The organism is Microbacterium candidum, from assembly GCF_030315975.1.
GTDB lineage: Bacteria > Actinomycetota > Actinomycetes > Actinomycetales > Microbacteriaceae > Microbacterium > Microbacterium candidum.
In genome coordinates, this window is sequence record NZ_JASXSZ010000001.1 from 735325 (window position 1) to 750051 (window position 14727).

The 14727-nt window shown below is 70.3% G+C and carries 13 protein-coding genes; 8 read left to right on the plus strand and 5 right to left on the minus strand.

Annotated features, from left to right (window positions below; genetic code table 11):
• Nucleotide 1: 1 nt before the first annotated feature.
• Genes QSV35_RS03425 through QSV35_RS03435 form a run of 3 tightly spaced genes read left to right on the plus strand, consistent with a single transcriptional unit; the run spans nt 2 to nt 4322 of the window.
• Nucleotides 2–910, plus strand: a complete 909-nt coding sequence (locus QSV35_RS03425; RefSeq protein ID WP_286286717.1) for an amidohydrolase family protein — start codon at nt 2–4, stop codon at nt 908–910.
• Nucleotides 907–3039, plus strand: a complete 2133-nt coding sequence (locus QSV35_RS03430) for an acetate--CoA ligase family protein (RefSeq protein ID WP_286286719.1) — start codon at nt 907–909, stop codon at nt 3037–3039. The genes QSV35_RS03425 and QSV35_RS03430 overlap by 4 nt, the downstream gene beginning before the upstream one ends.
• A gap of 26 nt (nt 3040–3065) precedes the next feature.
• Nucleotides 3066–4322 (plus strand): alpha-hydroxy acid oxidase, encoded by a 1257-nt coding sequence (locus QSV35_RS03435; protein WP_286286720.1) that lies wholly within the window; start codon nt 3066–3068, stop codon nt 4320–4322.
• Between the two features lie 24 nt (nt 4323–4346).
• Here the strand turns inward: QSV35_RS03435 and QSV35_RS03440 are convergent, their stop codons facing one another.
• Both QSV35_RS03440 and QSV35_RS03445 read right to left on the minus strand, forming a co-directional pair.
• Nucleotides 4347–4778: a GIY-YIG nuclease family protein gene (locus QSV35_RS03440; RefSeq protein ID WP_286286721.1), complete on the minus strand. Its 432-nt coding sequence runs from the start codon at nt 4776–4778 to the stop codon at nt 4347–4349.
• Entirely contained in the window at nt 4775–5791 is a 1017-nt protein-coding gene (locus QSV35_RS03445; protein ID WP_286286722.1) for an epimerase, read from the minus strand. The genes QSV35_RS03440 and QSV35_RS03445 overlap by 4 nt, the downstream gene beginning before the upstream one ends.
• A gap of 26 nt (nt 5792–5817) precedes the next feature.
• Between QSV35_RS03445 and QSV35_RS03450 the strand changes: the two genes are divergently transcribed.
• Nucleotides 5818–6450, plus strand: a complete 633-nt coding sequence (locus QSV35_RS03450) for a DUF4166 domain-containing protein (RefSeq protein WP_286286724.1) — start codon at nt 5818–5820, stop codon at nt 6448–6450.
• On the opposite strand, the gene panD is transcribed toward QSV35_RS03450, so the two are convergent.
• Entirely contained in the window at nt 6434–6823 is a 390-nt protein-coding gene (gene panD, locus QSV35_RS03455; RefSeq protein WP_286286726.1) for an aspartate 1-decarboxylase, read from the minus strand. The two genes, QSV35_RS03450 and panD, sit on opposite strands and share 17 nt — an antisense overlap.
• Before the next feature lie 128 nt (nt 6824–6951).
• On the opposite strand from panD, the gene QSV35_RS03460 reads away from it, so the two are divergent.
• Entirely contained in the window at nt 6952–8112 is a 1161-nt protein-coding gene (locus QSV35_RS03460) for an alkaline phosphatase family protein (RefSeq protein ID WP_286286728.1), read from the plus strand.
• Between the two features lie 32 nt (nt 8113–8144).
• On the opposite strand, the gene QSV35_RS03465 is transcribed toward QSV35_RS03460, so the two are convergent.
• Together QSV35_RS03465 and QSV35_RS03470 are read right to left on the minus strand one after the other, a co-directional pair.
• Nucleotides 8145–9581 carry an APC family permease gene (locus QSV35_RS03465; RefSeq protein WP_286286730.1) on the minus strand — a complete coding sequence of 479 codons (1437 nt, stop codon included), beginning with the start codon at nt 9579–9581 and terminating at the stop codon, nt 8145–8147.
• Nucleotides 9582–9661: 80 nt separating this feature from the next.
• On the minus strand, nt 9662–10759 hold the full coding sequence (locus QSV35_RS03470; RefSeq protein ID WP_286286731.1) for a Zn-dependent alcohol dehydrogenase: 1098 nt from the start codon (nt 10757–10759) through the stop codon (nt 9662–9664).
• 123 nt (nt 10760–10882) lie between these two features.
• Between QSV35_RS03470 and QSV35_RS03475 the strand changes: the two genes are divergently transcribed.
• From QSV35_RS03475 to QSV35_RS03485, 3 genes are all read left to right on the plus strand, one after another.
• Nucleotides 10883–12304: a PucR family transcriptional regulator gene (locus QSV35_RS03475; RefSeq protein WP_286286733.1), complete on the plus strand. Its 1422-nt coding sequence runs from the start codon at nt 10883–10885 to the stop codon at nt 12302–12304.
• Between the two features lie 83 nt (nt 12305–12387).
• Nucleotides 12388–14130: an MFS transporter gene (locus QSV35_RS03480; protein WP_286286735.1), complete on the plus strand. Its 1743-nt coding sequence runs from the start codon at nt 12388–12390 to the stop codon at nt 14128–14130.
• Nucleotides 14127–14564 carry a MarR family winged helix-turn-helix transcriptional regulator gene (locus QSV35_RS03485; protein WP_286286737.1) on the plus strand — a complete coding sequence of 146 codons (438 nt, stop codon included), beginning with the start codon at nt 14127–14129 and terminating at the stop codon, nt 14562–14564. The genes QSV35_RS03480 and QSV35_RS03485 overlap by 4 nt, the downstream gene beginning before the upstream one ends.
• Nucleotides 14565–14727 lie beyond the last annotated feature (163 nt).

The window sequence follows — 14727 nt, forward strand, 5'->3', positions numbered from 1 at the left end:
TATGCGTGTCATCGACCTCGAAACAGTCCTCCCGGGCGGCGACGGAGAGCACCCGGGCACCGGGCAGCGAGGCCCCGCCGGCCCCGACCGGCTGCCGAACCCGCCGGGCTACGGATGGTCGAACTACGACACGATCTTCACGCGCTCGGATGTTCCGGAGGCGCCGGACGTGAACGCGGTGACCGACACCCGGTCGCCCGCCGAGCGCGCGGCAGAACTCGTCGGCCTGATGGATGCGGCCGGTGTCGTCAAGAGCGTGGTGGCCGCCGCATCCAACGCCGTCACCGCAGAGGTCGTGCAGGCGTTCCCCGACCGCTTCATCGGTTTCGCGCACCTCAGCCCCTACGACGGGATGCGGGCCTCCCGCGAGCTCACGCGCCTCGTCACGGAGGAGGGCATCGGCGGTCTCTCGGTCGCCGCGCTGTACGACACGATCTCGCCGAGCGACCGGCGCTACTACCCGTTGTACGCGAAGGCGGTGGAGCTCGGCATCCCGGTGCGGATCTACACGTCGATGCCGTACGCGAACGACCGCCCCTACGACCTCGCCCACCCGCGGCACCTCGACCAGATCGCCATCGACTTCCCCGAGCTCACGATCATCGCGGGCCTGTCCGGCTGGCCGTGGATCAACGACATGGTGGGCCTGCTGCGCCGCCACCCGAACCTCTTCTGCGACACCGCCGCGCACCGGCCGAAGTACCTCGGCCAGCCCGGGTCCGGGTGGGAGCAGTTCATGCAGTTCGGCAACACGCTGATCCAGGACAAGGTCATGGTCGGCCTCTCCTGGGGGCTGCTGGGGATGTCGATGGAGGCAATCATCGACGAGTACCTCGCATTGCCGCTCAAGGACTCCGTCAAGGAGAAGTGGCTGTACGGCAACGCCGCGCGAGTGCTGGGCGTCGAATGATCACCGCGTCCCCCACGAGACAAGAGCTGGCCGCCCGCGGCATCACGGGGCTGCTGAAGCCGACCACGATCGCCGTCATCGGCGCTTCGCCGGAGCGCAGCACGCTCGGCAACCAGGTGCTGCGGAACCTGCGGATCTTCGGCTTCGGAGGCACCGTCATCCCGGTGCATCCGAGGGCTGAGGCGCTGGAGGGCTGGGCCGCGCTCCCGAGCGTCGCCGATCTGCCGGACGGCGTCGACGTCGCCGTCGTGAGCGTGCGCGCGTCGCGAGCGGTGGGCGTGCTGCGCGAGCTCGCCGAGCGCGGGTGCCCCGCTGCCGTGCTCCCGGCAGCGGGCTTCAGCGCCGAGGAGCTGGCGGAGCTGCAGGGTGCGCTGCGCGACCTGCCGATCGTCGTCAACGGCCCGAACTGCCTCGGCACGCTGAGCGCGGCGGCCTCCGCACCGCTGTGGACGGCCCATATCCGCAGCGACTTCCGCACCGGGAACATCGCGCTCATCACGCAGTCGGGTTCCGCCGCGATCTCGGTGACCACCACCTCCGATCTCGGTTTCTCGCGCGTGGTCTCGAGCGGCAACGAGCTGTCGCTGACGGCGGCCGACTATCTCTCGTGGCTGGCCGATGACGATGCGACCGTCGCGGTCGGGCTCGTCGTCGAGTCCCTGAACGAGCCCGAGAAGTTCCGTGCGGCGGTGTGCCGCGTGCACGCTGCCGGCAAGCGGATCGTCGCTGTGAAGGTCGGGCGCACGTCCGCCGGCGGCCGGGCGACACAGGCGCACACGGGCGCCCTCGTCACCGGTTACGACGCCTACCGCGCACTGTTCCGGCAGCTGGGCGTGCCGCTCGTGCGCGACTATGACGAACTGGTGGCGACGCTGCAGCTGTACTCGCAGCTCGGATCGGGCCCCGTCGGCGGAGACCGGCTCGCCGTCATGTCGATCTCCGGCGGACAGAGCGCCCTCGCGTGCGACATCGCGACCGAGATCGGCGCGACGATCGCCGACTTCGCCCCGGCGACCGCTGAGCGCGTCCGGGAGGCCCTTCCCGGCACGACGGGCGAGAATCCCGTCGACATCGGCGCCAGCATCGACGAGCGGGAGCGACGGACCGCGGCCGCTGTCGAGGCGGTCGGTGACGACCCGGGGGTCGACAGCATCGTCGTCGTGCAGGACGCGCAGGAGAAGCTGCCGCTCACCCCCGACCACGACTACATCGATCACATACGGCAGATTGTGGCGGGCGCGCGCAGCGCCGCGAAGCCGGTGGTGGTCGTGTCGAGCACGGCGGCGCCGGTGCATCCGATGCTCACCGACCTCGTCGCGGGGACGAATGTGACGATCCTGCGGGGACTCGAGCCTGCCCTGGTGGCGCTGAGCACCCTGGCGACCGCACCCGCCGTCGTGGACGCCGACGCGCGGGCGATCGTGGCCGCGGATCTGGTCGTCGGCCTCCGAGACGAGATCGCCGAGCAGCACGGGCCGCTCCCGCACGCACTCGTGCAGCGGATCCTCGCGGCATACGGCCTCCCATACGCTCGCTCGCGGGTCGTCCCGGACGAGGATGCGGCGGTCGCCTTCGCCCGCGAGGTCGGCTTCCCGCTCGTCGTGAAGATCACGTCGCAGGACGTCCCGCATCGCGTCGACGTCGGTGGAGTGGTCGTCGGGATCCGGGATGAGGAGTCTCTGCGGACGGCTGTCCGCGAGATCCGGGACCGGATGCGGGCCATCCCGCACGCCGTGATCGACGGCTATGAGGTCCAGACGGCCGTCTCCGGGAGCATCGAGGCCATCCTCGGGTTCACCCACGAGGCTCCGCTCGGCTCGATGGTCGTGGTCGGCTCCGGCGGATCGCTCGCGGAGCTCGTCGCCGATCGCGCGGTCGATCTCGCGCCGGTGTCCCCGGAGGGTGCTCGCGACTTGATTGCGCAGACCCATCTCGGGCGGCTGCTCGACGGCTATCGCAGGCTCGCCGAGCAGACCGACGTCGGACCGCTTGCGGACGTCATCGCGCGGTTCAGCGCGCTCGCGGCCGACCTCGGCGACCTGATCGTCGAGGCGGACCTCAACCCGACGTTCATCAGGGAGGGGACCGGCGAGATCACCCTCGTCGACGCGCTCTTCATCGCCCGGTGAGCCCGACGGCAGAGGAAGCCACTGCAATGCCGAAATACGCGAAGCTTGAGCGCCGCATCCCCCGGCCTGCCGACCTCAAGCCGTTCCTCGCACTGAAGTCGCAGCGCGGTCTCGACCGTGCTGAGCGGAGGGTGGCGTCGGCCTACACGATCGACGACCTGCGTAGGATCGCGAAGCGGCGCACGCCGTCAGGCCCCTTCCACTACGTCGACGGCGGCGCGGAGGAGGAGGTCAGCATGCAGCGGGCGCGGGAGGCGTTCCGCGACCTCGAGTTCCGGCCCCGCATCCTCCGCGATGTCCACGCCGTCGACACGACGACGACGGTCCTGGATGAGGCGAGCGCACTGCCTTTCGGGTTCGGGCCCACCGGGGGCACCCGCATGATGCACTCAGCGGGGGAACGGGCGGTGCTGCGCGCGGCGGCCCGCGCCGGCATCCCCTACGCCCTCTCGAGCGTCGGGACCACGTCGATCGCCGACTTCGCGGCGGAGGCGCCGGCCGCCAGACGCTGGTTCCAGACGTATCTGCTCAAGGATCGCGAGACGTCGCTGCGGATGATCGCGCAGGCGAAGGAGCGCGGCTATGAGGCGCTCGTCGTCACGGTCGACGTGCCGGTCTCCGGCAACCGGCTCCGCGATCTCAAGTACGGCATGTCCTACCCGCCGCAGCTGACGGTCAAGACGTTCCTAGACGCGTCCTACCGGGTCGAGTGGTGGTCGAATCTGCTCACGACCGAGCCGTACACGTTCACGTACGAGGAGCCCGGAGTCTCTCGCTCCGAGCTGCAGGTATCCGGATTCAACGACAACACGACGACGTTCGACGACCTCGCGTGGATCCGCGATGCGTGGGACGGTCCGCTCGTGATCAAGGGCATCCAGACGCTCGAGGACGCGCGCCGCGCGGCGGACGCGGGAGCCGCCGGGATCGTGCTCTCCAACCACGGCGGCCGGCAACTGGACCGGACCGCGCCACCCCTGCTGCTGCTGCCCGCGGCTGTCCGCGAGGTCGGCGCGGACACCGAGATCATCCTCGACTCGGGGGTGCGCACGGGGGCCGACGTCGTTGCTGCGATCGCCCTCGGGGCGCGTTTCGTCCTCGTCGGGCGCGCGTACCTCTACGGCCTCATGGCCGGAGGAGAAGCAGGCGTCGACCGGGCGGTGCAGATCCTCCGCTCCGAGGTCGAGCGCACGATGCAGCTCCTCGGCGTCGCGTCGGTCGCAGAGCTCACGCCCGACCAGGTCCGGCTGCTCAGCCGTGGCGCGCTCGTCCCGGTGGAGTGAGCGAGGCGGCGCGCTCCACGCCGTCTATCGGAAGGCGTCCGCGATCCACCGGGCGTAGGCGTGCCAGGGATCGTCGTCGAGTTCTCCGTCGCGCACCCGCTCGATGTGGGCGAGAAGCTCAGGCGCAGCCGTGAACCACTCGCCGCCCTCGCGGAGGTCTGAGAACTCGCGGTGTCGCTGCTGCTCGAGCGGGCGCCCGCCGCGTTCGAAGGCCAGCAGCTCCTCATGCCAGATCGCGGCGAGCCGCTGCTTGGGGTTGCGCGACGTGCCGATCTTGATGCGATCGCGGTAGCGCAGGTAGTAGACGACCTCGACGACGGGCGGCGGCAGGTCGGGATCGGGCGCGTCGCCGTATCGCCATCCGCATACCGCGCACGCCCAGCCGTCCCCGTCGCGCACCCCGCCGGTGCCGCCGCACAGCAGGCACGGCCCGGGAAGCTCGCCGACAGTCGTCACCCGACGAGCGTAGGCGCCGCCTCCGACGTCCGCAGACGTGCCCGGATATCCGCGAGGGCGGCCTCGAGGTCCGGGTGCGCGAACGTGAAGCCCGCATCTGCCAGGGCGCGGGGGAGGACCCACCGGCTCTTCAGGAGCAGCTCCGCCTCGGTGCGCAGCGCCCATGCGCCGAGCTCCAGCATCCATCGCGCCGACGGCATCCCGATCGGCGCCCCGACGACGTGCCGCACCGCCCGCATGAGCGAGCGGTTGTCGGACGGATGCGGCGACGCGATGTCGATCGGGCCCGCGAGCCGTTCATCGTCACGGATGAAGCGGACCGCGCCGACGACATCGTCGATGTGCACCCAGCTGAAGTGCTGTCTCCCGTGCGTGCGGTGCCATGGCGCTCGATCGGAGCCGGTCGGATGCTCGCCGATCCCGCGATATCGGCGGTGCGGCGGGCACCAGCCGTCGTGCTGCGTGCCGCCGAGGCCGAGGCGGGCGAGCGTGAACAGCATGCGGGTGGCCGGGCCGTCGCCGAGGACGATCGCCATCCGCAGCGCCGCGCGCCGGGTGTCGGGGAGGTGGCCCGCGAAGAACTCGCGCTCCCACGACGTCGCGACATCGACGGAGAAGCCCTCGCCGATCCGACCGTCGGCCTCGGTGTTCGGGCGCTCCATCTCGTGCCGATAGATGGTGGCGGTGGATGCGTTGAGCCAGACCCCGGGCGAACGCTCCGCCTCCGCGATCGCCCGGCGCAGGGCGCGTGTGGTCAGAACGCGCGAGTCGAGGACCTCCTGCCGGTTCCGGTCGGTGTACCGGCAGTCGACGGACTTCCCCGCGAAGTTCACGACGACGTCGGCGCCGTCGACCGCACGGCGGAGGGAGGCGGCATCCTGCCACCCGATCGCAGCGCTCCGCCCGACGAGGCGGAGCTCGTATCCGTCCTCCTCGAACGCCGCCGCGACCGCCCGCCCGATGAAGCCGCTCGCCCCGGCGACGACCGCCACCGGTCGCCCGTTGTCGTCCATGCCTCTACCGTAATACAGTTCTGAACATGTTCAGTAATGGATTTCGCTCCGTCTACGAGCGTGCGCTCGGTGACGAACTGGACGCCCTCGATCCGCGGCTCCGGGCGTACTTCGGCGCGATTCCGGATGGATGCCGGGGAGTCGGCGCCGGCGTCTTCGACAGTGCGGGGCTCCGCATCCGCCTTCTCCGTCCCGTGTTCGCGCTGCTCGCCCGGTGGGGGATCGCCTTCCCCGAGAGCGGCGCGGACGTACTCTTCGAGATCGAGAACACGCCAGGCGCCGAGGGAACGCTCCGCGCCACGCGGACCTTCCATTTCCCGGGGCGGACCCGGGTGATGCGTGACGAGCTTCGGATGGTCGACGGCCGGCTCATCGATCACCTCGGCGTACGCGGCATCCTCGAGGTCGTGCTCGATGCGTCCGTGTCAGAGGGTGGACTGCGTATGGAGTCCCGCTCGCTCGCGCTCCGCGCGGCGGGGCGCCGCATCCCGCTCCCGCCGGTTGCGAAGGTCGCTCTCGAGGAACGCACCGCGGACGATGGGATGCAGCACGTCGACGTGCGCATCCGGATGCCGCTCCTCGGCGAGGTGTACGGCTACCGCGGCACGTTCGCCTACGCGATGCAGCCCGCCGTGCGGCCGCTCAGCGCGCGGGCGTGAGGAGCTCCGCCACGGCGGCGTCCACGCCGATGATGGCGTTGGCGCGATCGACGTGCACGACGACCGGTTCGTAGGCGGCCAGTTCGGCGTCGTCGTAGTCCGCGTACGAGATCACGATGATCGTGTCGCCGGGCTGGACGAGCCGGGCGGCGGCGCCGTTGACCTGCATCTGACCCGATCCGCGCTCGCCGGCGATCGTGTAGGTCTCGAAGCGTGAGCCGTTGTCGACGTCGACGACGTGCACCTGCTCGTGGGGCAGGATGTCGGCGGCCTCCAGCAGATCGGGATCGATGGTGATCGACCCGACGTAGTGCAGGTCGCTCGCGGTGACCGTGGCGCGGTGGATCTTCGACTTGAGCATCGTCCGGCGCATGGCATCCTCTCGATGGGAACGGCGCGACCCGGCCACCGTACCCATATCTGGACCGCATGCATAAATCGCCGTCACGGTTCGCCGCGCGGGGTCTTGCGGGGCCCGGGCGGCCGCGGGATCGTGGAGGCATGGCTCGGACGGTCGACCACGTCGTGGTGTTCGTGCAGGAGAACCACACCACGGACAACTACTTCTCATCGCTGCGCGCGTGGGGCGCGAACGTCGCGACCGGCTGGCCCGCACAGCCGAACCCGCCCGCGCACGACCAGGCGCACACGCGCGCCGCCTACGCGAAGTGGCTGAAGGCGCAGCAGGCGGGGACCCCCACTCCCGCTGCGCATACGCAGATCGACACGGATGCGGTGCTCCCGTTCTATTCGTGGCTCGCCAAGAGCGGCGCGTTCCTGGAGAACCACTGCTCGGGGTTCGGGACGAACTCGACCCCGAACCACCTGCTGATCGTCGGCGGCCAGACGCCGACGCTGCGCAATCCGCAGCGCACGTCGCCGGAGCCCCTGTGGGACATGCCGTCCCTCCCGGCGCACGCCGCCGCGAGCGGCCTCAGCTGGAAGGCGTACACCGGCACGAGCGACTACCCCGTCGCGTTCTACTCGCAGCTGAAGGGTTCGCCGCAGATCGTCCCGTCAGCGCAGATCGAGACGGATGCGGCCGCCGGCACGCTGCCTGACCTCTCGATGGTGTGGCACGACTCACCCGCCGACGAGCATCCGGTCGCCGACGTCACGATCGGACAGGATGCCGTGTGGCGCGCTGTCGACGCGATCGTCCGCGGCGGGCTGTGGGATCGGACGGTGTGCCTCCTGACGTGGGACGACTGGGGCGGATTCGACGATCACGTCGCGACGCCTGACGTCGAGCACACGCCCGACGGCGTCCAGCTCGCGTTCGGTCCGCGGGTGCCCCTGCTGATGTTCGGCGGGCCCGTCAAGGCCGGGATCGACTCGCGCTGGAACGGCCACACATCGATCCCGAAGACCGCGCTCGACCTTCTCGGACTGCCCCCGCTCGGCGTGCCGCGCGTCGACGGCGCCGCATCCCTCGCCGACCTCGTCGATCCGTCGGCTCCGCCCGCGCCCACCCCGCCCGCATTCGGCTCGGCGGTGGTGCAGCCTTCGCCGCCGCTTCCGACTCCGGCGCCGCATCCGCTTCCCGCGCCGCCCGCAGGCGGGTCGGTGCCGGTGGGTCCCGTCATCCTCAACGACGGCACGACCCTGCCGCCGCCGAACGACCAGCCCGTGGCGGTCGTCGCCCGGCACCACCGCGGCTGACCCGGGGGGACCAGCCGCAGTGGGGGCGGACCTCAGCCGACGCCCTCGAGCGTGTCGGTCTCGGTGTTGCCGATGCGGGCGACCACCTCGGGGTGCCGACGGCGCAGCGTTGCGAACCAGCCGACGGCGATCGCGATCGTCACCAGGAAGACATACGGGATGACGTTCAGGGGGAACGCCGGGACCGGCCAGACGTTGGCGAAGAACACATATGCCATGGCGCCGACCGCGATGATCGCGCAGGCCCAGACGAGCTTGTTCGGCATGCCCATCCGCCTCGTGTACGCCACGCACGCGATCGCGACGAGGGCATAGGCGATCATGTAGCCGTATGTCCCGTAGGTGTCGATCCAGACGGTGATGTCCATCGGCTGGGATCCCACGGCCAGCAGTACGACCACCGCGAGGATCGCGAGGGGACCGGCGACGAGCAGAACGCGGTGCGGCGTCAGATGCCGTTCGTGGGTGCGGCCGAAGCGCTCGGGGATGACGCCCTCCTTCCCCATCACGTACAGGACCCGCCCGACGACGTTCAAGGGTGCGACGACGACGGCGAAGAACGACGCGCCGACGCCGAACGTGAGGATGGGCGCGAACCAGACCGGCATCCCGATCTTCGAGGCGATGTCCTCGAGCGGGCTCGCGCTGGTCGCGAGCGCGTCGCCGAGAACGGCGATCTGCGTGTACGCCGCGAAGACGTAGAGGATGCCGACGACCAGTGCGCTCCACATGATGGCGCGCGGGATCGCGGTGTACGGGTTCTTCGCCTCACGACCCAGAGCGTCGGCGGATGAGAAGCCCACGAAACCGAGGATGCCGAGGACCATGCCTGCGGCGATGCCCTGGAAGTTGGAGCCGGCGGCGACGAGCTGCGCGGGGTCCCATGCCTTCGGACCTGCCCAGACGAGTGCGCTCACGAGGAGGATGGTGATGATCGTCACGGAGACGAGTTCGAGAACCAGCGACACGCGCGCGGAGAGACGGATGCCGCGGATGGTGAACAGCGTCGCGAGCCCGCCGAGGACGATCGCGAGCACGATCTGCCACCCCACGCCATCGACGGGCAGCCCGAGCAGGTGCAGGAACTGCTGGACGTACGCCACCGAGCCGCCGAGCGACCCTGCCGCGATGCCCCAGCAGCCGATGACGAGCGAGACGCCGGCGAGGTAGGCGCCGGTCGGGCCGAGCCCCTTGGCGACGTAGGTGTAGAGGGAGCCGGCGGATGCATGGCGGCGGGCGAACACGACGACGCAGTATCCGACCGCCAGGATCACGATCGTCGCGAGCGCGAAGGAGTAGATCGTGCCGTTGCCGGCGCCGATGAAGATCGCGGCGGCGGTGAAGGCGATCACCGCGCTGGGGGCGATGTTGGCGATCGCCTGAGCGGCCAGTTCCGGGCCGCTCATCACGCCATGGCGGAGCCCGGCGTCGGTCGGCGACGCGCTCGTCGCCTCTCGCGTGGTGGACATACAACTCTCCTTCGAATCGTGGGGGTTTCGGGTGGGTGCTGGAACAGCCGGATCGTGATCGGCGCGGGGGAGGAGGTGGTTCAGGGGATGAGGAGCGTACGCAGCGCCTCGCCCGACTCGAGCTCGTCGAGTGCGGCGGCGGCCTCGGACAGCGGGCGACGCCCGGAGATGAGCGGGTCGAGCTTCAGCTGCCCGTCCATGTATCGGTCGACGAGGGCGGGGATGTCGATCGAGGGACGCACCGAGCCGTAGTTGGAGCCGAGGATCCGCTGATCGGCCTCCGCGAGGACGAGCGGTTCGAACGACGCCTTCGCGCCCGTCGGGGGCAGGCCGACGATCACGGCCGCGCCGCCGAGTCCCAGCATCCGGATGGCCTGTTCGGTCGTCGAGGTGCGTCCGATCGCGTCGAACGCGTAGTCGACGCCGTCCGGGAGCAGCGCGGCCAGCTGCTCGACGGCGTCGCCCTCGGACGCGTCGATGCGGTCCGTGGCGCCGAACTGCATCGCGACCAGCGTCTTGTCCGCGCGGACGTCGATCGCGACGATGCGCTCGGCGCCTGCGAGCCGTGCACCCTGCACGACGTTCAGGCCGACGCCGCCGCAGCCGATCACGGCGACCGTCGACCCGGGTTCGACGGCCGCGGTGTTGAGCACGGCCCCGACACCGGTGGCCACCGCGCAGCCGACGACGGCGATCACATCGAGCGGAGCGTCGTCGCGGACCTTGATCGCACCCGACGCGGGGACGACGACCTCCTCTGCGAACGACGAGACGCCGAGGTAGTGGTGGATGGGTTCACCGCCGGACGACAGACGCGAGGTCCCGTCGAACAGCACGCCCTTCGGCGCGACGAGGTTCGCGACGAGCTGGCAGCGCGCCTCGTGGCCGGAGCGGCAGTAGCGGCACTCGCCGCACGGCGGGACCCAGCTGAGGACGACATGATCGCCGATGGCCAGGCTCGTGACCCCGTCGCCCAATGCGGTGACGACCCCGGAACCCTCGTGGCCCATGACCAGCGGCGCCGCGGCATCCCACTCGCCCCGCTTCACGTGCAGGTCGGAGTGGCACACACCGGCGGCCTCGATCCGGACGCGCACCTCCCCGGCCCGGGGGGCTGCGAGATCGACCTCCGTGTACTCGACGGGCGTCTCGGGGTCACGGAACACGACGGCGTGCATCGGCTGTCTCCTGGTGCTGGGGAAAGGGGAACGTGGATGATCGTATGCACGCGCATCCGTCGGTGTCATTGGACATCTCTGTGGTTCCTGGCCGCCATCATCAACGTTTCGTACAATGGGCTGATGGTCCGAGACGTCGCGTCCGTCGCGCGTTACCTCGACGCAGAGGTCGTGGTGGCGGGACGTGAGGCGGCGGCGCCGGTGGACGCGGTCATCGGGCTGTCCGAGCTCGCCGTGATTGCGCACCCGAGGTTCGTGACCCTCGTCACGGCAACGGCCGACGACGCGCTTGCGGCTTTGGGTGAGGAGTCCGACCGCGGCAGGCTGCTTCGCGAGACGGTGCTCGTGACCCATGCCGGCGACGCGCGGATCCGTGCCGCGGTGGCCGATGCGGGCGTGACCGCGATCGTCGGCGCCCGTCCGGACGATGAGCTGCTCCATCCGCTGTTGACGGCCCTGCTCGCGGTCGACCGTGCCGCGGAGGAGCGCGCGGTCACGTCGGCGATGCGCGTCCTGACTCTCGCTGCGCGGCGGAGCGGCGTCGCCGGCGTCGTCGCCGAGCTGGCGCACCGCATCGACGGGTGGGTCGTGCTGCTCGACCGCCACGGCGAGGTCATCACGACCGCCGGAGCCGGCTCGCTGCACATCCGCGACGCCGTGGCCGTCGCGTTCGGCCGCCCCGTGAGGGTTCGTCACCGCGAGCTGCAGGTGCATCCGGTCGGCGCTTCGGACGACATCGATGCGCTGCTGGTGACCGCGCCGCGCAACGATGCGTCCGGTCGCGGTCGGGAGCTCGCGTCGCAGACCGCGGCCCTCCTGGACCTGGTCCTCCGCACGGACGACCCCAGCAGGACGGAGCGTCTCGGGCGGTCGGTCCTGATCGACGGCCTCATCGAGGGCGGTGCCGTCGCCGCCTCGATCCTTCATCGCTGGGGCATCCGCGAGCGGACCCTCACCGGCTTCGTGCTGACGGCCCGGACGTCGAGCGTCGATCTGGAGCGGCTCGTCGCGCTCTGGTTCACCGAGCTCGCAGTGACGCACGTGTTCACCGAGCGCAGCGGGTCGGTCATCGGGTTCGTCCGCGACGACCTCGCGGACGCGCTCGCCGCCCGCGTCGCGGAGTACTCCTTGACCCTCTTCCTCGGGATCGGCTCGCCGGCGCCCGTCGAGACCCTCGACCGCACCGCGGGCGAGGCGCGGCAGGCGGTGGATGTGGCGGGCGCCGAGGGGAGGAGGGTCGTGCGCTACGAGAGCATCTCGACGATCCACTACCTGTTCGAGCGGCTCGACACGGCCACCACCCGCCGTATTGCGCACCTCCTCGATCCGCTCGGGGAGGACGGTGCAGAAGGAGGGCTCACGCAGACCCTCCGGGTCTTCCTCGCCGAGAACGGCGCGTGGGGGGTCAGCGCTTCGCGTCTCGGCATCCACCGGCAGACGCTGGCGGCTCGCATCCGCCGGATCGAGGAGCTGACCGGACTATCCATGACGGATGCCGACGACCGCGCCGCCGCGTGGCTCGCTCTGCGCGCCATGCAGCGGTGACCGCGTCTCGCCCCCGGAGGCAGCATCCGGAGTAAGTTACTTCATGTGAAGCAACTACTTTCGAGCGGTGTCGGCGGGATCAGATGAGCCGGACCGCCACAGCCCCCGACCGGTCGATGTTCCGGCACGACCACCCGCACTACCGGTGGGTGGCCCTCAGCAATACGACGCTCGGCATGCTGATGGCGACGATCAACGCGTCGATCGTCATCATCTCGCTGCCGGCGATCTTCCAGGGGATCAGGCTCGACCCGCTGCAGGAGGGCAACGTCGGGTATCTGCTGTGGATGCTGATGGGCTACATGCTCGTGACCGCCGTCCTCGTGGTCACCTTCGGGCGCCTCGGCGACCTGTACGGCCGCGTGCGGATCTACAACCTCGGCTTCGTCGTCTTCACGGGAGGCTCGATCGCGCTCGCGTTCGACCCGTTCACGGGCGCTGCCGGTGCGGACTGGCTGATCATCTGGCGGTTCGTGCAGGGCATCGGCGGTGCGATGCTGTTCGCCAACTCGACCGCCATCCTCACGGACGCCTTCCCCGCCCATCGTCGCGGCATGGCGCTCGGCATCAACCAGGTCGCCGCGATCGCGGGAAGCTTCATCGGCCTGATCGTCGGCGGACTCCTCGCGGTCGTCGACTGGCGCGCGGTCTTCTTCGTGAGCGTGCCGATCGGCATCATCGGTACGATCTGGTCGTACATCTCCCTCAAGGAGGTGGGCACGCGCAATCCGGGCAAGCTCGACTGGCCCGGCAACATCACCTTCGCGATCGGGCTGACCGCGCTGCTCACCGCCATCACGTACGGCATCCAGCCCTACGGCGGCAGCACGACCGGATGGGGCAACCCCTGGGTGATCGCGGGCATCGTCGGCGGCATCCTGCTCCTCGTCGTGTTCGTCGCGATCGAACTGCGGTCGGAGTCGCCGATGTTCAACATGCGGCTCTTCAAGATCCGCGCCTTCGCGATGGCGAACCTCGCGGGGCTCCTCGCGGCGGTCGGCCGCGGCGGTCTGCAGTTCATGCTGATCATCTGGCTGCAGGGGATCTGGCTGCCCCTGCACGGGTACTCGTATGCGGACACTCCGCTGTGGGCGGGCATCTACATGCTCCCGATCACGATCGGATTCCTCATCGCCGGGCCCATCTCCGGCACGCTGTCGGATCGCTACGGCGCGCGGCTGTTCGCCACCGTCGGCCTTCTCATCGTGACCGCGACCTTCTTCCTGCTGCTGCTCATCCCGGTGAACTTCGAGTACTGGCAGTTCGCGATCATCACGGGGCTCTCCGGCATCGGCTCGGGGATGTTCGGCGCCCCCAACCGCACGGCGATCATGAACAGCGTTCCCGCGAACCAGCGCGGGGCGGCATCGGGGATGGCGGGCACCGTGCAGAACGCCGGAACGTCGCTGTCGATCGGCCTCTTCTTCTCGCTGCTGATCGCGGGGCTCGCCGCATCCCTCCCGTCCGCCCTGTACGACGGGCTGACCGCGCACGGGGTGCCGTCCGTCGCGGCGCAGAAGATCGCGGGGCTTCCGCCGGTGGGGAGCGTCTTCGCCGCCTTCCTCGGCTACAACCCGATCCAGAGCCTGCTCGGCCCGTCCGGCGTGCTCGCCGCTCTGCCGCACGCCCAGGCGGCGACGCTGATCGGGAAGACCTTCTTCCCCGAACTCATCGCGCAGGCGTTCCACGACGGACTCGTCGTCGTCTTCACGGCGGCGGGACTCATGTCGCTCGTCGGAGCGATCGCGTCCTTCAGCAGGGGGCGCCACGTCCGGCACACTGAGAGGAAGCACCCGGTTCCCGAGCCGGCGACGGAGGCGAGATGACGCGCGAGCAGGACCACCACGATGCGGCGCGCCTTGCGATCGCGGTCGGCCGCATCAACCGCCGCATCCGCCCGTCCGGCGACGGGCTGACGCAGGGCCAGCTCTCCGCGCTCTCGACGATCGTGCGGCGCGGCCCGCTCAGGCCCGGCGACATCGCCCGCATCGAGTCCACCGCGCCTCCGACGGTGACGCGCCTGGTCGCCGAGCTCGAACGGCTGGGCCTCGTCGAACGGGTGCCGGATGCGGCGGACCGCCGCTCGCTCTTCGTGCACGGCACCGTGCTCGGCGAGCAGGCGATCCTGCGCGCCCGCGCCGAGCGCGCGGACCGGATCGGCGCCCTCATGGCGTCGCTCGACGATCAGCAGCGCGCCGCGATCGCCGCCGCGCTCAGCGCCCTCGAGCAGATGGCGGAGCCGGGGATCCCCGAGGAGTAGTGCGCGCCGCACGGCGACCGAAGAAAGTCACCGCATCCCCCATTCATTTCTCATGATCAGGCGGGGTATCCTTCCATCACCCCCCTCTGCTCACCGCGACGGCGAATCCGCGCCGGGACCCGATCCGACGACGTCGTCGCACGCGAGCATTCCGGTCGTCTCC